The 26180-nt window shown below is 56.8% G+C and carries 23 protein-coding genes; 20 read left to right on the top strand and 3 right to left on the bottom strand.

Annotated features, from left to right (window positions below):
- Window positions 1-159: 159 nt before the first annotated feature.
- The 10 genes from AC2FGC_RS02005 (at window position 160) to AC2FGC_RS01960 (ending at window position 11579) form a co-directional block, all read left to right on the top strand.
- The gene (locus tag AC2FGC_RS02005) at window positions 160-3579 is read left to right on the top strand and encodes an indolepyruvate ferredoxin oxidoreductase family protein (protein ID WP_496781336.1); all 3420 of its coding nucleotides are present in this window, start codon (window positions 160-162) and stop codon (window positions 3577-3579) included.
- Between the two features lie 80 nt (window positions 3580-3659).
- A complete protein-coding gene (locus AC2FGC_RS02000) occupies window positions 3660-4538 on the top strand; it encodes a lysophospholipid acyltransferase family protein (RefSeq protein WP_496739924.1) in 879 nt (292 codons plus the stop codon).
- An 8-nt stretch (window positions 4539-4546) separates the two neighbouring features.
- Window positions 4547-5356: a glutamate racemase gene (gene murI, locus AC2FGC_RS01995; protein ID WP_496781335.1), complete on the top strand. Its 810-nt coding sequence runs from the start codon at window positions 4547-4549 to the stop codon at window positions 5354-5356.
- A gap of 94 nt (window positions 5357-5450) precedes the next feature.
- A complete protein-coding gene (argC, locus tag AC2FGC_RS01990) occupies window positions 5451-6479 on the top strand; it encodes an N-acetyl-gamma-glutamyl-phosphate reductase (RefSeq protein WP_496722682.1) in 1029 nt (342 codons plus the stop codon).
- 7 nt (window positions 6480-6486) lie between these two features.
- Entirely contained in the window at window positions 6487-6933 is a 447-nt protein-coding gene (ccmE, locus tag AC2FGC_RS01985) for a cytochrome c maturation protein CcmE (protein ID WP_496722684.1), read from the top strand.
- A gap of 123 nt (window positions 6934-7056) precedes the next feature.
- On the top strand, window positions 7057-7668 hold the full coding sequence (locus AC2FGC_RS01980) for a holin-associated N-acetylmuramidase (RefSeq protein WP_496722686.1): 612 nt from the start codon (window positions 7057-7059) through the stop codon (window positions 7666-7668).
- Window positions 7659-8237, top strand: coding sequence for a holin family protein (locus tag AC2FGC_RS01975; RefSeq protein ID WP_496722688.1), 579 nt, complete (start codon window positions 7659-7661; stop codon window positions 8235-8237). Before AC2FGC_RS01980 ends, AC2FGC_RS01975 begins: the two co-directional genes overlap by 10 nt.
- Window positions 8238-8311: 74 nt before the next feature.
- Window positions 8312-10276 carry a heme lyase CcmF/NrfE family subunit gene (locus AC2FGC_RS01970; RefSeq protein ID WP_496781449.1) on the top strand — a complete coding sequence of 655 codons (1965 nt, stop codon included), beginning with the start codon at window positions 8312-8314 and terminating at the stop codon, window positions 10274-10276.
- On the top strand, window positions 10273-10728 hold the full coding sequence (locus tag AC2FGC_RS01965) for a cytochrome c-type biogenesis protein (RefSeq protein ID WP_058271538.1): 456 nt from the start codon (window positions 10273-10275) through the stop codon (window positions 10726-10728). The genes AC2FGC_RS01970 and AC2FGC_RS01965 overlap by 4 nt, the downstream gene beginning before the upstream one ends.
- A 74-nt stretch (window positions 10729-10802) precedes the next feature.
- On the top strand, window positions 10803-11579 hold the full coding sequence (locus tag AC2FGC_RS01960) for an enoyl-CoA hydratase-related protein (protein WP_496781334.1): 777 nt from the start codon (window positions 10803-10805) through the stop codon (window positions 11577-11579).
- A gap of 5 nt (window positions 11580-11584) precedes the next feature.
- Here AC2FGC_RS01960 and bmt read toward each other — a convergent pair whose 3' ends face one another.
- Window positions 11585-12601, bottom strand: a complete 1017-nt coding sequence (bmt, locus tag AC2FGC_RS01955) for a betaine--homocysteine S-methyltransferase (protein ID WP_496771852.1) — start codon at window positions 12599-12601, stop codon at window positions 11585-11587.
- A gap of 114 nt (window positions 12602-12715) precedes the next feature.
- On the bottom strand, window positions 12716-13033 hold the full coding sequence (locus AC2FGC_RS01950) for a DUF1476 domain-containing protein (RefSeq protein WP_058277863.1): 318 nt from the start codon (window positions 13031-13033) through the stop codon (window positions 12716-12718).
- Between the two features lie 187 nt (window positions 13034-13220).
- On the opposite strand from AC2FGC_RS01950, the gene purC reads away from it, so the two are divergent.
- The 7 genes from purC to AC2FGC_RS01915 all read left to right on the top strand — a co-directional run bounded on the left by purC (window position 13221) and on the right by AC2FGC_RS01915 (window position 22376).
- Window positions 13221-13976, top strand: a complete 756-nt coding sequence (gene purC / locus AC2FGC_RS01945) for a phosphoribosylaminoimidazolesuccinocarboxamide synthase (RefSeq protein ID WP_058271542.1) — start codon at window positions 13221-13223, stop codon at window positions 13974-13976.
- A 138-nt stretch (window positions 13977-14114) separates the two neighbouring features.
- Window positions 14115-14783 (top strand): MarC family protein, encoded by a 669-nt coding sequence (locus AC2FGC_RS01940; RefSeq protein WP_496722693.1) that lies wholly within the window; start codon window positions 14115-14117, stop codon window positions 14781-14783.
- A gap of 118 nt (window positions 14784-14901) precedes the next feature.
- Entirely contained in the window at window positions 14902-15132 is a 231-nt protein-coding gene (gene purS / locus AC2FGC_RS01935; RefSeq protein ID WP_109311572.1) for a phosphoribosylformylglycinamidine synthase subunit PurS, read from the top strand.
- Between the two features lie 23 nt (window positions 15133-15155).
- Window positions 15156-15824, top strand: coding sequence for a phosphoribosylformylglycinamidine synthase subunit PurQ (purQ, locus tag AC2FGC_RS01930; RefSeq protein ID WP_496722696.1), 669 nt, complete (start codon window positions 15156-15158; stop codon window positions 15822-15824).
- 36 nt (window positions 15825-15860) lie between these two features.
- Window positions 15861-17639 (top strand): sensor histidine kinase, encoded by a 1779-nt coding sequence (locus AC2FGC_RS01925; RefSeq protein WP_496722698.1) that lies wholly within the window; start codon window positions 15861-15863, stop codon window positions 17637-17639.
- A 12-nt stretch (window positions 17640-17651) separates the two neighbouring features.
- Entirely contained in the window at window positions 17652-18986 is a 1335-nt protein-coding gene (locus tag AC2FGC_RS01920) for a sigma-54-dependent transcriptional regulator (RefSeq protein WP_496722971.1), read from the top strand.
- A gap of 510 nt (window positions 18987-19496) precedes the next feature.
- On the top strand, window positions 19497-22376 hold the full coding sequence (locus AC2FGC_RS01915) for an Rne/Rng family ribonuclease (RefSeq protein ID WP_496722700.1): 2880 nt from the start codon (window positions 19497-19499) through the stop codon (window positions 22374-22376).
- 46 nt (window positions 22377-22422) lie between these two features.
- On the opposite strand, the gene AC2FGC_RS01910 is transcribed toward AC2FGC_RS01915, so the two are convergent.
- Window positions 22423-22656 carry a sulfurtransferase TusA family protein gene (locus AC2FGC_RS01910; RefSeq protein ID WP_496722703.1) on the bottom strand — a complete coding sequence of 78 codons (234 nt, stop codon included), beginning with the start codon at window positions 22654-22656 and terminating at the stop codon, window positions 22423-22425.
- Between the two features lie 105 nt (window positions 22657-22761).
- Between AC2FGC_RS01910 and AC2FGC_RS01905 the strand changes: the two genes are divergently transcribed.
- The 3 genes from AC2FGC_RS01905 (at window position 22762) to AC2FGC_RS01895 (ending at window position 26138) form a co-directional block, all read left to right on the top strand.
- A complete protein-coding gene (locus AC2FGC_RS01905) occupies window positions 22762-23514 on the top strand; it encodes a cytochrome c biogenesis CcdA family protein (RefSeq protein ID WP_496722705.1) in 753 nt (250 codons plus the stop codon).
- Window positions 23515-23577: 63 nt separating this feature from the next.
- Complete coding sequence (locus AC2FGC_RS01900; protein ID WP_496781333.1) at window positions 23578-24792, top strand: hypothetical protein; 1215 nt, start codon at window positions 23578-23580, stop codon at window positions 24790-24792.
- Complete coding sequence (locus AC2FGC_RS01895) at window positions 24789-26138, top strand: cytochrome P450 (protein WP_496781332.1); 1350 nt, start codon at window positions 24789-24791, stop codon at window positions 26136-26138. The genes AC2FGC_RS01900 and AC2FGC_RS01895 overlap by 4 nt, the downstream gene beginning before the upstream one ends.
- The last annotated feature ends 42 nt before the right edge of the window (window positions 26139-26180 follow it).

Raw genomic sequence — 26180 nt, 5'->3', positions numbered from 1 at the left:
CGTTATCCTTCCGAAGCCCTATATGAAATAGGTAACAAGTTCTACATTCAAACTGTTGAAACGTTACAATAACAGACTGGTAGGTCCTATACAGGTCAGCTTTTTTGACCTAAAATGCGTATGAATGAAGCACACTGATCTGACGAGGGGAGGCGTCTGATGAGTCAGCCACAAATATCGCTAAACGACCGGTTCGATCTTGAGAAAAACCCCGTTCTTTTGAACGGCACACAGGCGCTGGTTCGTCTTATGCTGATGCAGAAGGCACGGGACAATGAGGCGGGCCTGAATACCGCGGGTCTTGTGACCGGATATCGCGGCTCGCCCCTTGGGGCTGTAGATCAACAGATGATGCGGGCCCAGAAGCAACTCGCTGAAAGCGATGTGACCTTTCAGTTCGGGCTGAACGAAGATCTGGCCGCCACGGCACTATGGGGCAGCCAACAGGCCGGGTTGCGCGGCGACGGCAAGTTCGACGGCGTTTTTGGTCTTTGGTACGGCAAGGGGCCGGGTGTGGACCGTTCCGGCGACGTGATGCGCCACGCGAACATGGCCGGAACCGCCAAACATGGCGGCGTTCTGATGGCGATGGGCGATGACCATACCGGCGAAAGCTCGACCGTATTGCATCAATCCGAGTGGTCGTTGGTCGACATGTATATGCCTGTGGTCAGTCCCGCTGGTGTGCAGGAAATCTTAGACTATGGCATCTACGGGTTCGCACTCAGCCGGTTTGCAGGCGTCTGGGTCGGCCTGAAGACGATGAAAGACACGATCGAGGTTACTTCGGTCGTGGATGGCAGCCCGGATCGCATGAATGTGGTGGTTCCCGAATTCGACATGCCTGAAGGTGGTTTGAACATTCGGTTGGGTGATACACCGCACCTACAGGAAGCGCGGGTCATCGACTATAAGCGGTTCGCGGCCGAGACGTTCTCGCGTGCGAACAAGATGGACAAGCGTGTCTGGGGCAAGCCGGGTGCGAAAATTGGGTTTGTTGCGGCCGGCAAGAACTGGCTGGACCTGACGCACGCCATGTCACTGCTGAATATCGATGAGGCCGAGGCCGAGCGCCTGGGCATTACGACTTACAAGATTGGTCAGACATTCCCGCTGGATATGGCAGGCTTCCATGACTGGGCCGAGGGTTTGGACCTGATTGTAATCGTTGAAGAAAAACGAAAGCTGATCGAGGTTCAGGTTAAAGAGGCCATATTTGATGATCGCCGCGGACGCCGTGTTTACGGTTGGTACAAGGGCGGAGCCGGGACCTTGCATCGGGAAGAGCTGTTCCCGACACGTGGCGCGCTGGATCCGATCATGATCGCCGAAAAACTGGGCGATATCCTGATCGAGGAAGGGCGCGATACAGACGGGGTGCGCGCGGGGATGGCCAAGCTTTCCGAGGCGCGCCGGGCGGATAATGCAGAAGAGATTGCAACGCGTTTGCCGTATTTCTGTTCAGGCTGCCCGCATAACAGTTCGACCAAACTGCCCGACGGCAGCCGAGCCTATGCGGGGATCGGCTGTCACTACATGGTGCAGTGGATGGATCGGGAAACCACTGGGTTCACCCAGATGGGCGGAGAGGGTGCGAACTGGATCGGCGAAGCGCCGTTCTCGACGACCGATCACGTGTTTCAGAACCTGGGCGACGGGACATACAACCACTCGGGCGTTCAATCGATCCGAGCGGCGCTGTCGGCAGGCACCAACATCACCTTCAAAATCCTTTTCAATGATGCCGTCGCCATGACGGGCGGGCAAGACAACGAAGGCGACCTGAGCGCAGAGCGGATCGTGGCCGAAGTCAAGGCCATGGGCGTGCAGCACGTGGCGGTGGTTTACGATGAAAAAGAAGACGTGAACTTCAAGGCGATGCCGTCTGGCGTGGAAACCTTTGAACGCGCCGAGCTGATGAACGTGCAGAAGAAATTCCGCGAGATCGAAGGCGTTTCGGTCATCGTCTACGTTCAGACCTGCGCGGCAGAAAAGCGTCGCCGACGCAAGCGGGGTACGTTCCCGGATCCAGACAAGCGCGTGTTCATCAACTCGGACATTTGCGAAGGATGCGGCGATTGCGGGGTTCAGTCGAACTGCGTCTCGATCGTTCCGAAAGAGACTGAACTTGGGCGTAAGCGCGCTATCGACCAATCTAGTTGCAACAAGGATTTCTCTTGCCTGAAAGGGTTTTGCCCGTCTTTCGTGACGTTGGAAGGGGCAAAGATTCGCAAAGAAGCTACGACCGAGATCGATTTGCCGGACTTGCCGATGCCCGTTCTGCCGACGATCAACGGTACACATAACGTGGTCATTACCGGTATTGGCGGGACCGGAGTGGTCACTCTGGGCGCTGTGATGGCGCAAGCAGCTCAGATCGACGGCAAGGGCGCCGGGATGATGGAGATGGCGGGTCTTGCCCAAAAAGGCGGCGCGGTGCACATACATTGCCGTCTGGCCAACCGGCCCGAGGACATCAGTGCCATTCGTGTGGCCACGGGCGAGGCACATGCGCTGATCGGGGGTGACCTTGTTGTGTCCGCTGGGGCCAAAACGCTTGGACTGACTCGCACCGGACAAACTGGAGCCGTAGTGAACAGCCATGAAACCGTCACGGGCGACTTTACCCGCGACACCAACTTCCAAATCCCCGGCGATCGACTAGAGCTTGCGCTGCAGGCGCGGTTGAAAGAGGGTCTGTCGCTGTTCGACGCCACCGATCTGGCACGCGCGGTGATGGGCGACTCGATTTACTCCAACATGATGGTCTTGGGAGCGGCCTGGCAGCGTGGTTTGTTACCGATCAGCCATGAAGCGATGTTAAAGGCGATCGAGTTGAACGGGACCGCGGTTGAGCGCAACAAACGCGCCTTTGATATTGGCCGTTGGGCCGTTCTGCATCCGGAAGATGTCACCGCGATTTTGAACCCTCAGGTGACCGAGCTGCCAAAAACTCTGGAACAGCTGATTGAATTCCGGGCGCAGCACCTGACCGACTACCAAGGCGCCCGTCTGGCAAAGCGTTATCGTAAGCTTGTCGATAGCTTCGAGGATGAAACCGTCAAAGAGGCCGTCGCAAGAGGGTATCATAAGCTATTGTCTTACAAGGATGAATACGAAGTCGCGCGTCTGTTGCTTCGCAGTCGCGAACAGGCAGAGGCCGAGTTTGACGGCGACTTCAAGATGACCCTGCACCTTGCGCCACCGATATTGGGTGGGAATGACGCAGAAGGCCGGCCACGCAAACGCGCATTCGGAGAGTGGTTGTTGGGTCCGCTAAAGCTCTTGACCAAACTGAAAAGCCTGCGCGGAACGCCTTTGGACATCTTCGGTTACAGTGCCGAGCGTAGGATGGAGCGCGCCTTGATCCGTCAATATGAAAGCGACATCAAGGAGATAACGCCCTTGGTTACACCACAAACCAAGGATGCGGTTGTTGCTTTGGCCAAGTTGCCACTAGAGATCAAGGGGTTTGGCCCGGTTCTACTTGAAAACGAGGCTAAGGCCGCAAAAAGGCGCGAAGAACTGTTGGCGACCATTCGAAATGGCGGTCCAGAAATGCAAGCGGCGGCCGAATAATCCGTCACAAGCCTGTCACGATAGCTAGGCAAAAATGTTACTTGGTACTATCTAGCAGGTGCCAAGTATCGGAGTTCGAAATGCCCTCGCGCCGCCACGTTGCTCGTGACATCTCTTATGCCTATTCCGCCGAAACCAAAGGCGGGCGTATGGTTATTAAGTTGATGGAGAACACAACGGGTCGCATGCGCCTGATTAAGCGTGCAGACGGGTATGAAAAAGAAGTGGCCGACGGGCGTGATTTCTGGTCGGTCATGGTTGAGAGGTACGGGCTTTCGCTGGACGTGGTCAGCGGGTCTTTGTCCAACATTCCCAAAACCGGGCCACTGATCCTGATTGCCAACCATCCATATGGTATTCTGGACGGGATGATGATGGGGCATATCTTGTCCGAAACGCGCGGAGATTTTCGCATTCTGGCGAACCACGTGTTTCGCAAGGCCGAAGACTTGGACAACATTGTTTTGCCTATATCGTTTGAAGAAACGAAAGAGGCGATGAAGCAGAATATTGAAACCCGGAAAACCGCGCTGAACTATCTGGGTGATGGCGGTGCCATTGGGATATTTCCGGGTGGCACGGTGAGCACGGGCGTAAAGCCGTTCTCACATCCGATGGATCCGGGGTGGCGTGGGTTTACTGCAAGGATGGTGGCCAAATCCGAGGCTACCGTAGTGCCCGTTTTCTTTGACGGTCACACCTCGCGCCTGTTCCAGATTGCCAGCCATCTGCACAACACTTTGCGCATGGGGTTGCTGATCAAAGAGTTCAAAAAGCGCGTCGATACGCCGGTAAAAGTGGTCATCGGTGAGCCGATTTCCCGCGACGTTTTGGACCCGTTAGCCACCGACAAACGCAAGATGATGGATTTCTTGCGCAAAGCCACGTATGAGCTGTCCCCAAAGCCGCTGAAGTCTTATGACTACGGCTATGAATTTGAGGAACGGCATCGCGCCTAAAGGGGCAAATGGCAGTAGGCATCTTTGATTCCGGATTGGGCGGTCTGACCGTCCTGAACGCCGCGCAGAAACGTCTGCCCGACGTAGATTTTCTATATTTCGCGGACAGCGCACACGCGCCCTATGGCGTGCGGGACGCTGAAAATATCTATGACCTGACACGCAGCGCCGTGAACGATCTGTGGAACCGTGGTTGTGATCTTGTGATTCTGGCTTGCAATACCGCCAGCGCGGCCGCATTGCGCCGGATGCAGGAAGAGGGTGTGCCCGAAGGCAAGCGCGTGCTTGGCGTGTTTGTTCCGCTTATTGAGGCGCTGACGGAACGGCAGTGGGGCGATAACAGTCCACCTCGTGAAGTTGCGGTCAAACATGTGGCCCTGTTTGCGACGCCTGCCACAGTGTCCAGTCGGGCCTTTCAGCGGGAACTGGCGTTTCGAGCCATCGGTGTCGATGTAGAGGCGCAGGCCTGTGGAGGTGTCGTGGATGCCATCGAAGACGGTGACATGATTCTCGCTGAAGCGTTGGTTCGGTCGCATGTGGATGCGCTGAAACGCAAGATGCCCGAACCGCAGGCGGCGATTCTGGGTTGCACGCATTACCCGCTGATGGCCGAAACCTTCCAGCGGGCTCTTGGGCCGGATGTTCAGGTGTACAGTCAGGGTGATTTGGTCGCCGAAAGCCTAGCGGATTACTTGCAACGGCATCCGAGAATGCAGGGTGACGGCGACGGTGGTTTTCTGACCACCGGCAAGCCCGCGTTTGTCAGCGACAGGGCGACGCAATTCCTCCGACGACATATCACCTTTGAGGCCGCGTGACTTAGGTCAAGGACGCAGCCAGTTTGATCCCGTAGTTCAACGATCGTCACACCGGCGATCGTATCCTGTGACACACTGAAACAAGAGGTCTCACATGACCCATAGAATCGCAATTTTGGGCGCATCTGGTTATACCGGCGCTGAACTGGTGCGGCTGATCGCCGAGCACCCGAATATGGACATCGTCGCGCTGGCCGCTGAGCGTAAGGCTGGTCAGTCGATGGCGCAGGTCTTTCCGCATCTGCGGCACATGGACTTGCCGGATTTGTGCAAAATCTCCGAAATCGATTTCTCGAAAGTCGACCTTTGTTTCTGTGCCCTTCCGCACAAAACCAGCCAGGAGGTCATTCGCGACCTGCCCAAGACACTTAAAATCGTGGACCTGTCCGCTGATTTCCGGCTGCGTGATCCGGACGAATACGAAAAGTGGTACGGGAACCCTCATACGGCCTTGGAGCAACAGGAAGAGGCCGTCTATGGCCTGACCGAGTTCTATCGGGATGAGATCCGCAATGCGCGTCTCGTAGCCGGAACCGGCTGCAATGCGGCGACTGGTCAGTACGTACTGCGCCCGCTGATTTCGACCGGCGTCATTGATCTGGATGACATTGTTTTGGACCTGAAATGTGCGGTGTCAGGGGCAGGGCGGTCGCTTAAGGAAAACTTGCTGCATGCAGAGTTGAGCGAAGGATACAACGCCTACGCTATTGGCGGCACGCACCGCCATTTGGGTGAGTTCGATCAGGAATTCTCGGCGCTCGCCGGGCGCACAGTGCACGTTCAGTTTACGCCACATCTGATCCCGGCCAACCGCGGTATTCTGGCGACAACATACGTCAAGGGCGATCCGGCCAGCGTGTATCAGACATTGGCCAAGGCTTATGAAGACGAACCCTTTATCCAGATGCTGCCTTTTGGTGAGGCGCCTTCGACCCACCATGTGCGGGGATCGAACTTCTGCCATATCGGCGTGGTCGCCGACCGGATCGAACGCCGGGCCATCGTGATCGGAGCATTGGATAACCTGACAAAAGGTAGCAGCGGGCAAGCCTTGCAGAACGCCAACCTAATGTTAGGTGAGGATGAAACTCGGGGCCTGATGATGGCCCCCTTGTTCCCGTGAGGACGGTATGAAAACGCTCAAGAAACGTCGTCGTATTCAGGTCATTGTTTTGGCCGCTGTCGCATTGGCGCTGTCGACGGCGTTGATTGGGTATGCCATGCGGGATGGCATCAATTTCTTCCGTTCGCCCAGCGAGGTGATCGCCGAGCCCCCGAAGCCGACCGCAGTGTTTCGGATTGGCGGACTGGTCGAAGAGGGCTCGATTGTGCGTGGGCAGGGAGAGACAGTGCGATTTGTTGTAACCGATGGCGGCGAAAGCGTTCCAGTGGCATTCACCGGAGTTCTGCCGGACCTGTTCTCGGAGAATCAGGGGATGATCGGCACCGGATCTTACGTAAACGGCGTTTTCGAAGCCACTGAAATTCTTGCCAAACACGATGAAACCTATATGCCGAAAGAGGTCGTCGATGCCCTGAAGGAACAGGGTGTCTATAAAGAGGTCGACGGAGGCTGATCCGGGCCTGATACCTAACTTCAAACAGGGGCGTTGCGTGCACATGGCACACAGCGCCCTTTTTCATTGCCACGGGTTAACTAATTTGCCCGAGCCTTTACGCAATCACAGGCGGAGGGTGCGATGCAGACGGTTCGGCAAATTGCGACTGAGATCGTGGGGCGTGAGGGTGGGTTCGTAGATGACCGGGATGATCCGGGCGGCGCGACAAACTATGGTGTGACCGTTCATACCATGCGGCGTCTGGGTCTGGATTTGTCCGGTGATGGAGTGGTGGACCGGACGGATGTTCGAAGGCTCAGCAAAGCGCAGGCCATTGATATTTTCGTCCGACATTATTTTGAGCTTCCGCGCCTGAGACTGTTGCCCGAGATTGTCCAGCCCTCGGTGTTCGACATGTATGTCAATGCTGGTGCGCAGGCAGTCCGCATTCTGCAGCGATTGTTGCGCGAAATGGGTTTCGACGTGGTGGTGGACGGGGTTGTCGGGCCACAGACAGCTCGGGCATGCCGAAGCGCGGCCAAGTCTGACCCGGTTACCTTTGCAGATGCCTATGGGGTTGCACGCCGCAACTATTACTTCCGTCTTGCGGATCGAAGGCCCGCGTCCCGGAAATTCGCGCGCAGTAGGGCGGGCGGTAAAGGAGGCTGGATCCGGCGGGCGGAAGAGTTTGTTTCACCCTCCTATCACCTGACGGACACAGAGTTTCAAAAGAGGGTTTCACGATGGGATTGATCTCGGGTATTTTGGCTTTTCTGTTTGGAAACGAGCGCAACATCATACGAGAAACCGCCGAGGTCTTTCGGGAAAATGCAGAAAGCGGCGCCGAGAGGAGTTTGCAGATTCGACAGCAGGCTGTCAGTCAGTTCGGGGCAGAATTTCAGGGCTCTGGAAAAACTCCGTTTGATCGGTTTATCGACGGTCTTAACCGCCTGCCCAGGCCCGCGATGGCACTGGGAACGCTTGGTCTTTTTGTGGCGGCGATGGTCGATCCGATCTGGTTTTCGGCGCGTATGCAGGGGATCGCCCTGGTACCCGAGCCGTTGTGGTGGTTGCTGGGGGTGATCGTGTCCTTCTATTTCGGCGCGCGGCATCAGGCCAAGGTGCAAGAATTGCAACGCGAAATTTCGGCCACAATGATGCGCACTCCGCAGGTGCTTGAAAGCCTAAAGGCGCTGGCTGAGATGCGTAGCGACGGCGTGGGCGTGGCCAAATCCGGCCCCGACGCGGCACTGACAGCAGCCGTAATAAAACCTGACGAAAACCTTGCGTTAGAGACATGGCGGCGCAAAAGGACCGGCTGACCCGCGACACTATGTTCGCGGCAAGGGGGCGAAAGTGATTGGTGCTGGTCACGCAACAGGATTATATCTGGGGCATGATTACAGAACTTGGCCATTTCGCCCTGATCCTCGCCTTCCTCGTCGCAATCGTGCAGTCGATCGTTCCCTTGATCGGCGCAGCCAAACGCTGGGTCGGCTGGATGGGGGTCGCGGAACCCGCCGCAATCGTCCAGTTCTTGCTGGTTTCTTTCTCGTTCGGAGCCTTGGTCTGGGCGTTCGTGACTTCGGACTTTTCCCTGCGTGTGGTCGTCGAGAACAGCCATTCGGCCAAGCCGATGCTGTACAAGATCAGCGGGACATGGGGAAACCACGAGGGCTCGATGCTGTTGTGGGTTCTTATCGTGTCATTGTTCGGAGCGATGGCTGCTTTTTTTGGGGGTGGCTTGCCACCGACATTGAAAGCTCGGGTTCTGTCGGTTCAATCGATGATTGCGGTGGCGTTTCTTGCGTTCATCCTGTTTACCTCGAACCCCTTTGATCGGCTGATCGTCGCCCCGTTTGACGGTCGCGACCTAAACCCGTTGTTGCAGGATCCCGGCTTGGCCTTCCATCCGCCGTTCCTGTATCTGGGTTATGTGGGGCTTAGCATGGCCTTCAGCTTTGCCGTCGCCGCCCTGATCGAAGGGCGCGTTGATGCCGCATGGGGCCGCTGGGTGCGTCCGTGGACCCTTGCCGCGTGGATATTCCTGACCATTGGCATCGCTCTGGGATCATGGTGGGCCTATTACGAGCTGGGGTGGGGCGGTTTCTGGTTCTGGGACCCGGTGGAAAACGCGTCGTTCATGCCATGGCTTTTGGCCGCTGCCCTGTTGCATTCGGCCATCGTGGTGGAAAAACGCGAAGCGTTGAAAAGCTGGACCATCCTTTTGGCGATCATCGCATTCGGCTTCTCGCTGATCGGGACATTCATCGTGCGGTCGGGCTTGCTGACTTCTGTGCATGCATTTGCAAATGACCCGGAACGCGGCGTCTTTATCCTGATCATTCTGGTGCTCTTCATCGGTGGCGCACTGACCCTGTTCGCGGCCCGCGCGCAAGCGATGGAGGCAAAGGGTGTGTTCAGCGTGGTCAGCCGCGAAAGCGCGTTGATTCTAAATAATATTCTTCTGGCGGTTAGCTGTTTCGTAGTATTCTTCGGAACGATGTGGCCGATGGTGGCCGAGATGGCGTTTGACCGTAAGCTCTCGGTCGGGGCACCATTCTTCAATGCGGCCTTCACGCCCTTCATGGTGGCCTTGGGAATTGCTTTGCCGATTGGGTCCATGTTGCCATGGAAACGAGGCAAATTGGGCAAGACGGCCTATTCCCTGCGCTATGTGTTCATCTTGTCGGTCGCATTGGCCCTGTTGGTCTGGGCTATGCAGACCGGACGCAGCGCCCTTGGACCAACCGGACTGTTTCTGGGGGCCTGGATCACCTTAGGTGCGGCCGTTGACTTGTGGAGCCGTACCGGTCGCAAAGGCAGCATCCAGCGTCTGTTCCGATTGCCTGGCGCGGACTGGGGTAAAGCGGTGGCTCATACTGGGCTAGGCGTGACTATCTTTGCTATTGCCGGTCTGACCGCGTGGGAAGTTGAAGATATCCGCGTTGCGCAGCCCGGTCAGCCGTTTGAAGTTGGGCAGTTCACACTGACGCTTGGAAACGTCCGCGAAGTTAAGGGACCGAACTATTTCTCAACCACTGCGGATGTTCAGGTTGAAAAGAACGGGCGGTCTATGGGCACGCTGCATCCCGAGAAACGCAATTATCCCGTTGCCCGGATGCCTACTACCGAGGCGGCAATCGACTATCGCTTTTGGGGTGACCTCTATGTCGTGATAGGGGACCAGCAAGCCGATGGTGGCTGGGTCATGCGGACCTATATCAAACCTCTGGCCAACTGGATCTGGGGCGGATGTATCCTGATGGCACTGGGCGGGCTCCTGAGCTTGACTGACCGCAGGTTCCGGGTGGCGGCGGGTGCGCGCAAAGCACCCACGGGTGGAGTACCGGCGGAATGAAGCGTCTGATCCTGATTTTCGCCCTGATTGCATCGCCCTTGTTTGCGGTGCAGCCAGACGAGGTACTGGAGGATCCGGTCCTGGAGCAACGCGCGCGTGACCTGAGCACCGGCCTGCGCTGCCTTGTCTGCCGCAATGAAAGCATCGACGAAAGCAATGCCGAACTTGCTCGCGACCTGCGCCTGCTGCTGCGCGAACGGCTAGTCGCGGGCGATACGGATGAGGAAGCGGTCGATTTTATCGTGGATCGTTACGGTGAATACGTTCTGTTAAAGCCGACGGTTACGGGGGCGAACCTGATGCTTTGGCTTGCCGGTCCGATCATGCTGTTGATCGCCGCCGTGATAGGCTGGAGTTTTTTACGCAACCGATCTCAGGCGGTGGGCACTGAAGTCAAGGACGGCCTCAGCGAAGCTGAGAAAGAACGCCTGCGCCAGATTCTTGACGACTGACCCACCGTATTTCTTTCCCTTCGCCTGTAATTGAGTCAGGGTTCACCAAGTCGTGAGCATGGGGAGAGGACTGCATGGACTATGAGGCTATACTGCTGGATATCACTGACAATCTGGCTGTGGTAACCCTTAACCGACCCGACAATTTGAACGCGTTGACCGCGCAGATGCGGGCCGAGGTCACCCATGCGATGACACATGCGGCCCGGCATGCGCGGGCAATCGTGCTGACAGGGGCAGGTGGCGCCTTCTGCTCGGGTCAGGACCTCGGCGATTCTTCCAGCACAGGCCGGATTGATCTGGAACGCACACTGCGCGACGAATACGATCCCATGCTGGAATCCATCTACAACTGTCCGGTCCCAACCATCGCAGCCGTCAATGGACCAGCAGCCGGGGCCGGGGCGAACATTGCGCTCAGCGCCGATGTGGTGATTGCGACTGAAAGCGCGTATTTCCTGCAGGCGTTTTCCCGTATCGGTTTGATGCCGGATGCGGGCGGCACATGGTTCCTGCCACGCCAGATGGGGTTCGCCAAAGCCATGGGTGCGGCGCTGTTTGCCGACAAGATCAGCGCCAGACAGGCGGATGAATGGGGCATGATCTGGGAAGCGGTCGTTGACGACGAATTCGACGCGCATTGGCGCAAGCGAGCTGCCTATCTGGCCAACGGTCCAACCACTGCGTTTGGCGCAATCAAACAGGCGATCCGCGGAACTTACGACAACACTCTGCCGCAGCAACTGGAGATGGAGGCGCATTTGCAGGGTGATTGCGGCCGTTCGCGCGACTTTGCCGAGGGCGTCGTAGCCTTCATGGAAAAACGCCCCCCGAAATTCGAGGGGCGCTGAAGGATTTAAGCGCGACGCCGGCGGCGATTGCGACGTTCAGGCACTGCCGCATCGTCTCCGGTACCGTCCGAGGCTGATGAGAACGGGCCCAAAGCATCCGTGATCTGGTCCAGTGTCGGGCGCGTGCCGCGGCTGGTTGTATCTAGTGCCTCGCGCATTTTGCGCAGGTGATCTGGCATCGTGCCACAGCACCCGCCGATGATCGTGGCACCCGCATCCCGTGCCATCGCAGCGTACTGCCCCATCAATTCAGGTGTGCCGTCATAGTGGATGTGGCCATCGACATATTTTGGAATGCCCGCGTTGCCTTTGGAAATCACCGGACGTTCTGTTCCCTGCGCCGCAAATCCAAGCACCGTACGCAGGATGTCTGAGGCACCGGTGCCGCAGTTGGCCCCAAATGCGATCGGCGGATTGGGCAGGGTCTCGACCAGTTGGGCCAGATCGGCGGAGGTCACACCCATCATGGTACGTCCGGCAGTGTCAAAGCTCATGGTGCCACACCAAGGCATGTCGGCCAGCGCAAAAGCTTCTGCCGCCGCTCTGAATTCTTCGGGTGCGCTGATGGTTTCGACCCATAGAACGTCCGCGCCGCCTTCTTTCAGCGCTTCGGCTTGCTCGTGAAACATCTCAACAGCGCCGGCATGGGACAGGCTGCCAATAGGTTCCATGATCTCACCGGTGGGACCAACCGAGCCTGCGACAACAACGGTGCGTCCGGACTTGTCCGCCACTTCACGGCCCAGTTCGGCACCGATCCGGTTCAACTCACCAACCCGGTTCTGGGCGTCGTGCAATTTCAGGCGCGCGGATGTGCCGCCGAAGGTGTTGGTCAGAAACAGGTCGCTGCCGGCGTCAACTGAGCCTTGGTACAAAGCGCGGATTTTGTCCGGAGCTTCGACATTCCACAGCTCGGGCGCGTCACCTGATTGCAGGCCCATATTAAACAAGTTCGTGCCCGTGGCACCGTCGGCCAGCAAAGCATCTTTTGTTTCCAAAAGTTTATTGAGCGCATTTGTCATGGGGTATTCCCAAATGGCCGAATGGGGCCGTTAAAAATAGAGACGCCCCGTGTCTCATGACCGGGGCATCAAATCAAATTCATAAAACTCATGAAGATCATGAGCCGAGTGTTTTTATTCGGTTTCGCTCAGGACCTGCGCTTTGGCTTGGGGCAAAAGCTCGGCCATTTTTGCGCGGATTTCCTCATCGGACGACAGCGCGCCCAAATCACCGGAAACCTTGCGCACGACATCTTCGTGCCCGGCCTCTTCGAAATCGGCGATTACTACGGTTTTGGCATAGGCTTCGGCGTCCTCGCCGGACTTGCCCATCTTTTCTGCGGCCCAGAGGCCCAGCAATCTGTTGCAGCGCGCCTGTGCTTTGAACTGCATTTCTTCGTCATGAGCGAATTTTGCTTCAAAAGCGTTTTCGCGTTCGTCAAAAGTGGTCATTGGTTGCGGACCTCATAGCTTACATCTTCTTAATTGATGATATGACTATAGCTGAGCGCCTGTGCAAGGGAATTGCGCTGCGTCAAAGCCTCTCGGTCCGCTGAACTTGCGGGAAAGTGGGGCTTGGACTATGAGAGCGCCAACGCGAAGGGACTCATTCCCTCGCCCCGGACTGGAAAGGTCGCTCATGGCGCGTCGCAAAAAGATTTACGAAGGTAAGGCCAAAATTCTGTATGAAGGCCCGGAACCCGGCACCATTGTGCAGTATTTCAAGGATGATGCCACCGCGTTCAATGCGGAGAAGAAAGATGTCATTGACGGTAAGGGCGTGCTGAACAACCGCCTGAGCGAGTTCTTCATGACCGGCCTCAACCAGATTGGCGTTCCGACTCATTTCATCCGTCGCCTGAACATGCGCGAGCAATTGGTGCGCAATTGCGAGATTGTTCCGCTTGAAATTATCGTTCGCAACTATGCCGCGGGAACAATGTCGAAACGTTTGGGCATTGCCGAAGGTACGCAACTGCCGCGCCCGATTGTCGAATATTGCTATAAAGACGACGCGTTGGGTGATCCGCTGGTTACTGAGGAACACATCGCTGCCTTTGGCTGGGCCAGCCAACAGGACATGGACGATATCCTGAGCCTCGCGCTGCGCGTCAATGACTTTATGAGCGGCATGATGCTGGCTGTCGGCATTCGTCTGGTCGATTTCAAGATCGAGATTGGCCGCGTTTACGACGGGGATTTCCAGCGTTTGATCGTGGCCGATGAAATCAGCCCCGACAGTTGCCGTCTATGGGATATCGAAACCGGTCAAAAATTGGACAAAGACGTATTCCGCCGCGATCTGGGCAGTCTGACGGACGCCTATTCCGAAGTCGCACGCCGGCTGGGCGTTTTGCCGAAAAGTAACGTCGCTAAGCCTACGCTGATCAACTGATCACAGGGGCGAACAGCATTTTGTTAAAAGCACTGCTTTACCCAAAGCGGTGCTTTTTTCTTTGTATCTAGCGGTTTGACAGGGTTACTGGTTGTCCGGCATTGTCGGGCAAATAGGAAAACGAGGGTGGCGCTATACATGGCCGAATTGTTTGATCAGGCAGTTTTTCTAAAGTTCCTTGCAGCCCTTCTGGCGATTTTCAACCCGCTCTACGGCATCCCGATTTTTCTTAGCATGACGAAAGGGTATTCGGCCCCCGAACGCCGGCGGGTAGCGTTTATCGTGACGGGTACGGTGATTATAATCGGTCTGATAGCGGTTGTGATCGGAGAAGAGATCCTGGCTGTGTTCGGGATCGACATACCCTCGTTCCGTATTGCCGGGGGTCTGATCATCTTCGGTATTGGTATGTCGATGCTGAACGCGTCGGACAGGCCACAAGGGGATCAGCAAGCTGTGGAGGAGGGGCATAAGAAAAAAGAAAACATCGCCGTTGTACCGCTTGCAATTCCGTTGACTATTGGGCCCGGCACTATTGCGATAACAATCGTCTACTCTCATACGCTTAGCGATGGTGCCGAAGTGGTGACGCTTGGCACGGCAATCGTAATCGCTTGTTTGATCGTTGGCTTAGGCTTGTTGTTCGCCGATCCGATCTCGCGCTTATTGGGGATGACGATGATTAATGTCATCACGCGTGTCATGGCTCTCATACTTGTGGCGGTCGCAATCGAGATGGTTTTGACAGGCACGTTCAATGCAATTGACGCGCACTATCCTGGTCTGATTTCCGGGGGTGGCGGGTAGCGGGCATAAGTGCGGTCATCTGCCCACTTCAAGAAGGGTTGTCGAACGCCTTTCAGCACGTTATCCCCCGCGCAACGGAACGGGCCGACAATATCGGCCCTCAGCTGGAGTTGCGAGAATGAAAGCACGTGTGCATGTGATGCTCAAAAACGGGGTCCTCGACCCGCAGGGTGAGGCGGTGCGTCACGCATTGGGTGCCATGGGCTTTGATCAGGTCGAAGGCGTGCGGCAGGGCAAGGTGATCGACCTTGAGCTGGCCGAAGGCGCGACCGAGGCGGACATCACCGAGATGTGCGAAAAGCTGTTGGCCAACACGGTCATCGAACGCTACGAAATCGAACTGGTCTGAACCTTATCCCCGGAGGCCCCGCCATGCGCGCAGCTGTCATCGTATTCCCAGGCTCAAACTGTGACCGGGATCTTGCCGTCGCTTTCGAACAGGCAGGTTTTGAGGTCGATATGGTCTGGCACAAGGACGCCGCGCTGCCTGAAGGTGTGGATATCGTCGGCGTTCCGGGTGGCTTTTCCTACGGCGATTACCTGCGCTGCGGCGCCATTGCTGCGCAGTCACCGATCTGCAAAGCCGTGGTCGAACATACCAAACGTGGCGGTTATGCCATTGGTGTCTGCAACGGGTTTCAGATATTGACTGAAACCGGCATCCTGCCGGGCGCTTTGCTGCGCAATGCCGGTTTGAAATACATTTGCCGCACGGTCGGTCTGAAGGTGGAAACCAGCGACAGCGCGTTCACCGAAGGTTACAATGCGGGCGATGTGATCGGTATTCCAATCGCGCACCATGACGGTAACTATTTTGCGGATGACGCCACACTGGCCAAACTGCAGGATCAGGATCGGGTCGCGTTCACCTATACCGAGAATCCGAACGGCTCGGTCGGGGATATCGCCGGTATTCTGTCTGAAAATCGCCGGGTGCTGGGAATGATGCCACACCCTGAACGTGCGGCGGATGACGGCCATGGTGGAACGGACGGAACGGCATTGTTCCGCGCATTGTCTGGTGTTCTTGCCCCAGCGTGACTTGAGGTTATGATCCAGCCCGCGTAACTTTCTGGGATGAGTACCGAAGTTCGCTCTGGCTGGTCCTTTCTGACAAAACCGTTTCGTGGTGCGCCATTGGGTTGGCGGCTGCGCTTGGCGATTATCATTCTTTTGATCGCAACGTTCACCACGGTTTATGTAACCAACCGTCTTCTGACGGACCGGTTTACTGAATCAACACGAAACCGGGCCGAAGTGCGGCTGGCGTTGTATTCCGGCAACTTGCTGAGCGAACTGCGCCGAAACGCAATTGTTCCGCAGCTTTTAGCACGCGACCCGACGTTGATTTCCGCGCTGCAGTCCAGTGACTATTCCCTTTCCACCCAGCGTTTGATTTCGTTTGTCGAAGAGATTGGCGCGGCCTCGCTGATGTTGCTTGACGGGGACGGGCGAACTGTTGCGGCCACTGATCGTGCTCGCTTGGGAGAACCACACCGGAGTTCGCCGTATTTCATTGATGCAGTGCGGGCGAATTCGACGATCTTCACCGTTATTGAAAAGGAATCGGGCGGCTACAGCTTTGTCTATTCAAGACGAATGGAAGCCAATGCCGACGTTCTGGGCGTCATCGTGGTCGAGGTCGATCTGCAGAAATTCGAACGCGCCTGGGCAGGTATTTCCGACGCTGTAATGGTGACTGACAGTACCGGAACGATCATTCTGTCGACTGAACCGCAATGGCGGGGGCTTGAAGAAAACGCCGCGTTGCTTCGCCAGCCGGCGCAAGGTGCCATTCAGCGGGCAATACGCGCCACAACCGACTGGACCGCGTTGCCGCCAGACGCCTATCTGCAGGGTGAGGCGGTGATGCGGATGGAAACGCGCATCCCGTTCCGGGGATGGAAAATGACGTCGTTCACCACTTACGAGTCGATTCGGGAAAAGGTTAACAGCGTTATCGCGCTCGAGATCATGGGTTTTGCGATTCTTCTGGCACTGGCCTTCTATGCGCTTAGCCGTCGAGCCACGTTCCGCATGGCGTTGTTCCAGCGCGAGTCGGCAGAGCTTCGCGCATTGAACTCAAGGCTAAAGCGGGAAATTGCTGAGCGGGAAAGGGTTGAAAAAACACTGGAAGTTGCCGAACAGACGCTGGCGCAAAGCTCGAAACTGGCCGCTTTGGGTGAGATGTCGGCGGCCGTGAGTCACGAGCTAAATCAACCCCTGGCTGCAATGAAGACCTACCTGGCTGGCGCACGTCTTTTGCTGCGTCGGAACCGGCCTGAGGAGGCGTTGGCAAGCTTTGGTCGGATCGATGGTCTGATCGAAAGGATGGGGGCGATTACCCGCCAGCTCAAATCCTACGCGCGTAAGGGTGCGGATACGTTTTCCCCAGTAAATCTTAGTGAAGCGCTGGCATCGTCGCTGTCCATGATGGAGCCGCAACTGCGCCAGCGTCACGTCAAGATCACCCAGATACTGCCGGACGAACCGGTGTCAGTTATGGGCGATCGGATGCGGATCGAGCAGGTGATGGTGAACCTCTTGCGTAATGCGCTGGACGCCACCAAATCAGTATCCGAACCGGATATCGAAATCATACTGGCAGCGGGCGATACAGCGGTGCTGACAGTGCGCGATAACGGCTATGGAATCGAGAACATCGAAAATCTGTTCGAACCGTTCTATACTACGAAACAGCCCGGCGACGGGGTCGGTCTGGGGCTTGCCATCTCTTCCGGGATCGTGAACGACCATGGCGGAAGGCTGACTGCACGAAACAGCCCACAAGGCGGGGCCGTGTTCGAGATGCAGTTGCCGATACTGGGAAGCGACGGCCTAGAGGCCGCGGAATAACGAGGAATGACTATGGCACAGGCCATGAAGATCGCCATTGTGGATGACGAACAGGACATGCGCCAGTCGATCAGCCAATGGCTGGCACTGTCGGGATATGACACGGAAACCTTCGCCAGCGCCGAGGACGCGCTGAAAGTGTTGGGACCGGAATATCCGGGTATCGTGATCTCGGATATCAAAATGCCCGGCATGGACGGCATTCAGCTCCTGAAAAAGCTTATGGGCGCCGACAGTACGTTGCCGGTCATCATGATCACCGGTCATGGCGATGTGCCGATGGCGGTAGAAGCGATGCGCGTTGGGGCGTTTGATTTCCTAGAAAAGCCCTTTAACCCTGATCGCATGTCGGAACTGGCCAAACGCGCCAGCAATGCGCGCCGACTGACCTTGGACAACCGTGCCTTGCGGCGCGAGCTGTCGGGCGGAACCCAAATCATGAACAAGTTGATCGGCGCCAGCCCGGTTATGGAGCGCCTTCGTGAGGATATCCTAGATCTGGGGCAGGCCGATGGCCATGTGCTGATCGACGGTGAGACCGGCACTGGTAAGACACTTGTGGCCCACGCTTTGCACGCGGTTGGCAGCCGTGCTGGCAAGAAGTTCGTTCTGGTGTCCTGTGCCGCGCTTGAGGAGGAGGCGCTGTCAAAACGCCTGTTTGGCCCGATGATGCCGGAAGACGCGCAATTGCCAGCGATCGAAGAGGCGCGAGGCGGTACACTTGTGCTGGAAGACGTAGAGGCGTTGAGCGATACGCTGCAGGCCCGGTTACTGAGCGTGATGAACGATCAAGGAACGCCGGCCGAAACCCGGATCATCGCAATTTCGAACCTGCAAGAAGCAGGCAAGACCAGCGAAGACGTTCTGCGCCCGGACCTGTTCTATCGTCTTGCTGCATTGCGGATCACCATGCCGCCTTTGCGTCAGCGTGGCGAGGATATCCTGACGCTGTTCACCCGGCTGAGTGAGCAGTTCTCGGAAGAATATGGCTGTGACGCGCCACAGGTAAGTGCACAGGAAGCGGCTCAGCTTTTGCAAGCGCCGTGGCCGGGCAATGTGCGGCAATTGATCAACATTGCGGAACGGGCCGTTTTGCAATCACGGCGCGGTTCCGGAACGATAGCGTCGCTGTTGATGTCCGATCATGAAGAAATGCAGCCCGTGATGACGACTGAAGGCAAGCCGCTCAAGGAATATGTCGAGGCGTTCGAGCGGATGCTGATCGACAACACGATGCGGCGCCACAAGGGTTCGATTGCATCTGTGATGGACGAACTTTGTTTGCCACGTCGGACCTTGAACGAGAAGATGGCGAAATACGGGCTGCAGCGCTCGGACTATTTGTAAGAAAGAGAGGGGGGCCAGCCCCCTTTTGAGCCTGCGGTTCAAATCACCCCCGGGATATTTTTGGCCAGATGAAGTGATCCCGGGGCTTTGTGTTGTTCTTCTCGCAGTTTGCCCATTGTGTTTTCCACAGGACTGCTTTTATTGTATCTGGACGGGCAGGGCTCATTTGCGCCCCAAAGTCCCGAATCTTTGAGTTTCGCTGCTCTGTCGTTGATGGTGATCAATCCCGCAAGGCAAAGCAGACCGATTATGCCCCCAAGGGGGCAGCTGAACGCCTGAGCCCGCAAAAGCGAGCGAAAGGAATAAATGGGCAGGCAGCGGTTAGATCTGCGCCTGTCGGAGAAGAACCGCGATGACGCGCGCGCAACGATTGAGTATACGGGCAGGGGGCCACAGCGCCAGACCCTGCCGCGCGCCGTCCGAAATCGCCCTGACAAGACACCACCCCAAAAGCGCCCGTCCCCCCGGACGGGAAAGGACAACGCGTTTGGCGCGGTGCACCAAGGACACATGGCTAAGAAAATGCTTATCGATGCCACCCACGCGGAGGAAACCCGCGTCGTGGTGGTTGACGGAAACAAGGTTGAGGAGTTCGACTTTGAATCCGAAAATAAACGCCAGCTTGCTGGCAACATCTATCTTGCAAAAGTAACCCGGGTCGAACCGTCCCTACAGGCGGCTTTTGTGGATTACGGCGGGAACCGGCACGGTTTCCTGGCGTTTTCGGAGATCCATCCGGATTACTATCAGATTCCGGTCGCAGATCGCGAAGCGCTGATGGAAGAAGAGCGCGCCTATGCCGAGGCAATGAAGGCGCGGGATGAAGCCGAAGAGTCGAAGCCTAAAAAGCGTCGCTCGCGTTCGCGCACGAAGGCTGCGGATGTAAAATCCGATGATGCCGTAGAGTCGATTGAGGTTTCATCCGAACCCACCGGCATGGAAACCATCGATCTGGACGAAGGTGAAGAAGGAGCCGACATGTCGGTTCCGGAAGGCACCTCTCCGGCTGATCGTGTGGCTGAAACTCCGGTGGAAGAGCCGGTCGATGCCGAAGTAACCAAAGAGCAACCTATTGAAGCTGAATCTTCGGAAGAGCCAGTTGATGCTGAGGTTGTGGCAGAAGCAGAAGGTGCTGCTGAGGTCGAGGAAGTGGCCGAAGCCCCTGCAGAAGCTGAGGAGGCAGCCGCCGATGGTACTCAGCATGACTCTGTCGAAGCTGCCGCAGAGGAATCCGTTGAAGATTCCGAGGTTGGCGGTGACGAACCAGAGGCAGCCGTAGAAGAGTTTGAAGCCTCTGAGGACACCACGTCTGAAGATGACGAAAAGTCCGATGTCGAAGCGCGTGCTGATGCGACCTCGAAGGACGATTCAATCGAATCCGTCGCCGACGAAGATGACAGCGAAGACATTCGCCCGGTGCGTAAGCCGCGGCCACGTCGCTATAAGATTCAAGAGGTTATAAAGGTCCGCCAGGTCTTGCTGGTGCAGGTCGTAAAGGAAGAACGTGGCAACAAGGGTGCTGCTCTGACCACCTACTTGTCTCTGGCAGGTCGGTATTGCGTTCTGATGCCTAACACGGCGCGTGGGGGCGGGATCAGCCGCAAAATCACCAATGCGCCGGACCGTAAGAAACTTAAGGAAATCGCGGCGGAAATCGACGTGCCAACCGGAGCCGGGCTCATCATCCGGACCGCCGGCGCCAAGCGTACTAAATCCGAGATCAAGCGTGATTATGAATACCTACAACGCATGTGGGAGCAGATCCGCGAACTGACGCTGAAATCGATTGCGCCGGCAAAAATCTATGAGGAAGGCGATCTGATCAAACGGTCGATCCGCGATCTTTATAACCGCGAAATCGATGAAGTTCTGGTTGAAGGCGAGGGCGGTTATCGCATCGCCAAAGACTTCATGAAGATGATCATGCCGTCACACGCGAAGAACGTGAAACGGTACGAGGATGCGCTGCCTTTGTTCGCGCGCTATCAGGTCGAAAGCTATCTGGCCGGAATGTTCAACCCGACCGTTCAGCTGAAATCCGGTGGCTATATCGTGATCGGCGTGACCGAAGCGCTGGTCGCGATTGACGTGAACTCCGGCCGGGCAACCAAGGAAGGCTCGATCGAAGAAACCGCGCTCAAGACCAACCTGGAAGCCGCCGAAGAGGTTGCGCGCCAGCTTCGTCTGCGCGATCTGGCTGGTCTGATCGTCATCGACTTCATCGACATGGACGAGCGCAAGAACAACCTGGCCGTCGAAAAGCGTATGAAGGAACGGCTGAAAACTGACCGCGCGCGTATTCAGGTCGGCCGTATCTCGGGCTTTGGCCTTATGGAGATGAGCCGCCAGCGTCTGCGTCCCGGTATGTTGGAGGCGACTACGCAGCCTTGCCCGGCATGCCACGGCACTGGCCTGATCCGTTCGGATGACAATATGGCGCTGACCATCTTGCGTCAGATTGAGGAAGAAGGCACCCGCCGCCGTTCACGCGAAGTACTGGTTCGCTGCCCTGTCAGCATCGCCAACTTCCTGATGAACCAGAAACGCGAGCATATTGCACAGATTGAGGCCCGTTATGGCCTGTCTGTACGTGTTGAAGGCGACGTACATCTGGTCAGCCCGGATTTCTCGATGGAGAAATTCAAGACGGCAAGCCGGATCGTTCCCGAAGCCAGCGCGCCCGTTGTTTCCGTGGATGCGTCCCTGATGGATCTTGTCGACGCCAGCGAGGAAGAGCCAGTCGAAGAGGAAACCACCGTTCAGGCCGAAGAGGACGCCAAGCCCAAGCGCAAACGTCGTCGTCGCCGTCGGAAAAAGAGCAATGGTTCTGACGAAACTCCTGAGGTGAACGCTGAAGAGGGTGACGCAGCGGCGTCCGAGGAATCGGATGAAGCCAAAACCGAAGCGGCGGATGACGCAAAACCTGAGGGTGAAGCATCTGATCCTGCCGAAGAAGAAAAAGCGGCCAAGCCCAAGCGTCGCCGTGCACCGCGCCGCAAGAAGAAGGACGCGGAACCTGTTGAAGCTACGGAAGAAGTCGCCGCTGAAGCTGTTGTGAGCAAGGATGCCCAGGCCGCAAGCCCTGAAGCACCGGCCGAGGAAACTGGTGTGACAGATGCACCTGTGGAAGCGCCTGCCGAAAAAGTTGAACAAACTGAAACAGCGGCAGAGCAGCTCCCGCCCGAAGCGGAAAGCGTCGTTGAAGAACAGGTTGAACGTGCAGAGGCCGAACAACCCGAACCTGTGGCCGAAGTGGCCGCAGAAGACCCGCAAGAACCAGCGGACATAATGGTTGAAGAAGCCCCTGAGCCGGTTCTGGAGGTCGTAGCCGAAGAACCGGAGCAGCCGGCCAAACCCAAGCGGCGTGGTTGGTGGTCACTGGGTCAGTAACAAGAAGAGGCGGGCCATGTGCCCGCCTTTTTCTTTTGGGCCGATCTTAGTGAGATTTCTGGATCATATAGATCTGATGGCCGTCTGCGTCTTCCTGCGACAGCAATTGGTGCCCGCTCTCAGAGCAGAAATGCGGGACATCAATTATGGCGGCAGGATCATCTGCCAGCACGCGCAAAACGGCCCCCGCAGGCATGGATTTCAAACGCTTGCGCGCTTTGAGGACGGGCAGAGGGCACAACAGACCCAGCGCATCGAGTGTTTCTGACGGATTTGACATAAGGTTCAGATATTTCCACTTTGGCGGGGTGTCCAGCGTGCAACCACGAGGATGTGACCGATTGGCCCCGTGACGTTGGCCGCCTCATACCATATGTGCTTGAACATGTTCGGAATAGATATCATAGACGCGGGCCTGCTGCCTGCCATGTTCATCGCGATGCTGGGCGGGCTGATCAGCTTTCTGTCGCCCTGCGTTCTGCCCATCGTTCCGCCGTACCTGGCTTATATGAGCGGTGTGACGATCAACGAGATGCAGGATGAGGCGAAAGCACGCCGCAAGGCAACCTTGGCCGCCCTGTTCTTTGTTCTGGGCCTGTCTACGGTGTTTTTGTTGCTGGGCTTCACCGCTTCTGCCTTCGGGGTGTTTGTCCTGCAGAACCAGGTGTTATTCGCAAAGATCTCTGGTGCAGTGGTCATTGTCTTTGGCCTGCATTTTCTGAACGTCTTCCGTATCCCGTTTCTGGACCGCGAGGCGCGGATTGAGACCGGTGATTCTGGTGGATCTGTGTTTGGCGCTTATATCCTTGGTCTGGCCTTTGCGTTTGGCTGGACACCGTGCATTGGGCCGCAGCTGGGGGCGATCTTGTCGCTGGCCGCGTCCGAGACCTCGGTCGCGCGGGGAACCCTGTTGTTGGGCGTCTATGCGGCGGGCCTGGGTATTCCATTCCTGCTGGCTGCGATGTTCCTGAACCGGTCGATGTCGGTGATGAATCGGATCAAGCCATACATGGGCACGATCGAAAAGGTGATGGGTGGCTTGTTACTGTTCGTGGGCATCATGCTGATCACCGGTCTGTTCACTGAATTCAGCTGGTGGCTGTTAGAGACATTCCCGGCGCTGGCGAATTTCGGATGATCTGCTGATCTGACTTACCTTGGCGCTTAGCCTGCGTTAACCTGCGCTGCAGAAGGTAAGGCCATGAGCAGTCAGAAAAATCAACCTCGGGTGTGTAAACGCCGGGTATTCTATATACCCGGCTACGACCCGATTCCGCCGCGGCGGTATCGGGAACTGTACCGAACCGAAGGCAAGCTGCAGGCCGAGATTTCCGGCTATGAAATTTCGACGTCCGCCAAGTCTGGCGATGGCCCCTATGGGTGGCATGTCACTTCACGTCAGGACGGGGTCGAAGTTCAGGTTGATGTGGATGTTCTTGTCTGGTCGGACCTGGTTCGTGACAGCATGTCCAACTCGATCCCAGCGACCTATCTGCAACTGGTGCGGACCGCGTGGATCTATATGTCGTCAGGAACACTGTGGCGCCTGATGCGGTTGCGCAAGGGGCCGGTGGTTGCCGCACTATATCCGGTTGGAATGTTGCTGGCTCAAATGCTGTTGGCGATCTTGCTAGCCGGGGCCATGACATGGGTTTTGATGCCGTTTATCGGCTGGATGGGCGTAATCCTTGCGGTTGTGGCCGCTTACGGTCTGTTGCGCTGGTTTCGCCAGCAAGACGGTCAGCTTTTTGCCTATTACCTGATGCATGATTATGCCTATTCCGCAAAACTCAAAGGGGCGACGCCAGTTGAATTGCGCAATCGCCTGCGTGCATTCGGTGCGTTGATCCAAGAGGCGCTGAATTCAGACGCAGACGAGGTGCTGGTCGTCGGGCATAGCTCAGGGGCCCATCTGGGTGTCAGCGTTCTGGCCGATGTTATCCGCGATTTCAGTCAACGTGATGACGGCCCTGTATTTTCGTTCCTGACATTGGGACAGGTCGTGCCGATGGTATCTTTTCTGCCCGAGGCGCAGGGTTTGAGGGCAGACTTGCAATTCTTGTCCACGCAGGAAGGCCTCACCTGGGTCGACGTCTCGGCCCCCGGCGATGGCTGTTCTTTTGCGCTGTGCGATCCGGTTTCTGTCAGCGGTGTCGCAACCGCCGAAAAGAAATGGCCGCTGGTTCTGTCTGCGGCCTTTACACAGACCCTGTCCCCCGAACGCTGGAAGAACTTGCGATGGAAATTCTTCCGCCTGCATTTCCAGTATCTTTGCGCGTTCGACAAGCCCGATCGGTATGACTATTTTCGTATAACTGCCGGGCCTCAAACCTTAGGTCAGAGGTTTGAGGGGCGGGCACCGTCGAAATCGCGGATGGATAAGCCGGTCTCAAAATACATCTCGGTGAAGGCATGACGCCGCCCAAGCCAACTTCGCGCCCTGATAAAGTATCGCTTTGGCGGTATCTGAGGTTGTTTCGCAAGGACATTCTGTCAGCTCAACCCCATAGGCTGTACCGCGCCTGGATGGCCGAATTTCGCACGCCGTTCTTTCGATCATACTTGGTAAATCAGCCAGAATTGATCGACACAGTTCTGAAAAAACGCCCTGATGACTTTCCCAAATCTAACCGCATAAGTGAGGGGCTGCGTCCGTTGCTGGGGGACTCTGTCTTCCTGACCAATGGGGACACCTGGAAGAGGCAGCGCAGGATCATTGATCCCGCGTTCGAAGGCGGCCGTTTGAAAGATACCTTTCCGGCAATGCATGCGGCTGGTCAAGCAGCGGTGGATCGGTTGCGTCCGCAGTCAGGTGGTGTCGTTGAGTTTGACGAGGTCACCAACCATATCGCGGCGGATGTCATTTTTCGCACCTTGTTTTCTGTGCCCATCGAACACGAAATTGCCGCTCGGGTTTTTGACAAGTTTCGCAGCTATCAGCGTGAACAACCCATTCTGAACATTGCGGCCTTTTTCCCTCTGCCAAAATGGTTGCCGCGATTGCATTCAAGACGCACCAAGAAGAATGCAAAGGATATCAGGGCGCTAATCCGGCGTCTTACGGCGGGTCGGGCTGAACTGATCGCTCGTGGTGGCGCACCGGATGATCTGGCAACCAAGATCATGACCACGCGTGATCCCGAAACCGGGCGTGGGTTTGGCACGCAGGAAATGGTCGATCAGGTGGCGATTTTCTTTCTTGCCGGGCACGAAACCAGCGCGTCCGCACTGGCGTGGACGTTGTACCTGATGGCCATGTATCCTGAATGGCAGGACAGCCTGGCCGAGGAAGCTGCGGCGCTCGACACGCCCGATTTTTCTGTAATGTCGCGGCTAAAGCTTAGCCGGGATGTGTTCCGCGAAGCGCTGCGGCTTTACCCGCCCGTGCCGATGATGGTTCGTGAAGCGAAATGCCCCGAACGTTTCCGCAACAGGGCTGTCTCCGAAGGGTCGCAAATCGTGATCAGCCCGTGGCATCTGCATCGGCAGGAAAGGCTCTGGGAACGTCCCGACGAGTTCGATCCGACCCGGTGGGGAACTGAGAATGGAAAGACCTGTCAGCGCAACGCGTACATTCCATTCTCGACAGGTTCCCGCGTATGTCCCGGTGCCGGGTTCGCCATGATCGAGGGGCCGCTTCTGTTATCTATGTTGTTGCGACACTTCCGGTTCGAGTTGGTCGCGGGACAAACGCCGGTTCCAGTCGCACATTTGACCGTTCGGTCGAAAGATGGAATTTGGTTGCGCTTGGTTGAGCGCTAACAAACTACCATCCTTTCACGCCTTGCTGTATGCGGTTTGAAA

The sequence above is a fragment of the Ruegeria sp. CDSC054 genome (assembly GCF_059610645.1).
Note: the sequence above shows the minus strand (reverse complement) of the source record. Positions and strands in the feature narration are given on the sequence as shown.

Coding starts and splice junctions, on each gene's coding strand:
- AC2FGC_RS02005 (WP_496781336.1), top strand. CDS start 160: ATGAGTCAGCCACAAATATCGCTAAACGACCGGTTCGATCTTGAGAAA.
- AC2FGC_RS02000 (WP_496739924.1), top strand. CDS start 3,660: ATGCCCTCGCGCCGCCACGTTGCTCGTGACATCTCTTATGCCTATTCC.
- murI (WP_496781335.1), top strand. CDS start 4,547: ATGGCAGTAGGCATCTTTGATTCCGGATTGGGCGGTCTGACCGTCCTG.
- argC (WP_496722682.1), top strand. CDS start 5,451: ATGACCCATAGAATCGCAATTTTGGGCGCATCTGGTTATACCGGCGCT.
- ccmE (WP_496722684.1), top strand. CDS start 6,487: ATGAAAACGCTCAAGAAACGTCGTCGTATTCAGGTCATTGTTTTGGCC.
- AC2FGC_RS01980 (WP_496722686.1), top strand. CDS start 7,057: ATGCAGACGGTTCGGCAAATTGCGACTGAGATCGTGGGGCGTGAGGGT.
- AC2FGC_RS01975 (WP_496722688.1), top strand. CDS start 7,659: ATGGGATTGATCTCGGGTATTTTGGCTTTTCTGTTTGGAAACGAGCGC.
- AC2FGC_RS01970 (WP_496781449.1), top strand. CDS start 8,312: ATGATTACAGAACTTGGCCATTTCGCCCTGATCCTCGCCTTCCTCGTC.
- AC2FGC_RS01965 (WP_058271538.1), top strand. CDS start 10,273: ATGAAGCGTCTGATCCTGATTTTCGCCCTGATTGCATCGCCCTTGTTT.
- AC2FGC_RS01960 (WP_496781334.1), top strand. CDS start 10,803: ATGGACTATGAGGCTATACTGCTGGATATCACTGACAATCTGGCTGTG.
- bmt (WP_496771852.1), bottom strand. CDS start 12,601: ATGACAAATGCGCTCAATAAACTTTTGGAAACAAAAGATGCTTTGCTG.
- AC2FGC_RS01950 (WP_058277863.1), bottom strand. CDS start 13,033: ATGACCACTTTTGACGAACGCGAAAACGCTTTTGAAGCAAAATTCGCT.
- purC (WP_058271542.1), top strand. CDS start 13,221: ATGGCGCGTCGCAAAAAGATTTACGAAGGTAAGGCCAAAATTCTGTAT.
- AC2FGC_RS01940 (WP_496722693.1), top strand. CDS start 14,115: ATGGCCGAATTGTTTGATCAGGCAGTTTTTCTAAAGTTCCTTGCAGCC.
- purS (WP_109311572.1), top strand. CDS start 14,902: ATGAAAGCACGTGTGCATGTGATGCTCAAAAACGGGGTCCTCGACCCG.
- purQ (WP_496722696.1), top strand. CDS start 15,156: ATGCGCGCAGCTGTCATCGTATTCCCAGGCTCAAACTGTGACCGGGAT.
- AC2FGC_RS01925 (WP_496722698.1), top strand. CDS start 15,861: ATGAGTACCGAAGTTCGCTCTGGCTGGTCCTTTCTGACAAAACCGTTT.
- AC2FGC_RS01920 (WP_496722971.1), top strand. CDS start 17,652: ATGGCACAGGCCATGAAGATCGCCATTGTGGATGACGAACAGGACATG.
- AC2FGC_RS01915 (WP_496722700.1), top strand. CDS start 19,497: ATGGCTAAGAAAATGCTTATCGATGCCACCCACGCGGAGGAAACCCGC.
- AC2FGC_RS01910 (WP_496722703.1), bottom strand. CDS start 22,656: ATGTCAAATCCGTCAGAAACACTCGATGCGCTGGGTCTGTTGTGCCCT.
- AC2FGC_RS01905 (WP_496722705.1), top strand. CDS start 22,762: ATGTTCGGAATAGATATCATAGACGCGGGCCTGCTGCCTGCCATGTTC.
- AC2FGC_RS01900 (WP_496781333.1), top strand. CDS start 23,578: ATGAGCAGTCAGAAAAATCAACCTCGGGTGTGTAAACGCCGGGTATTC.
- AC2FGC_RS01895 (WP_496781332.1), top strand. CDS start 24,789: ATGACGCCGCCCAAGCCAACTTCGCGCCCTGATAAAGTATCGCTTTGG.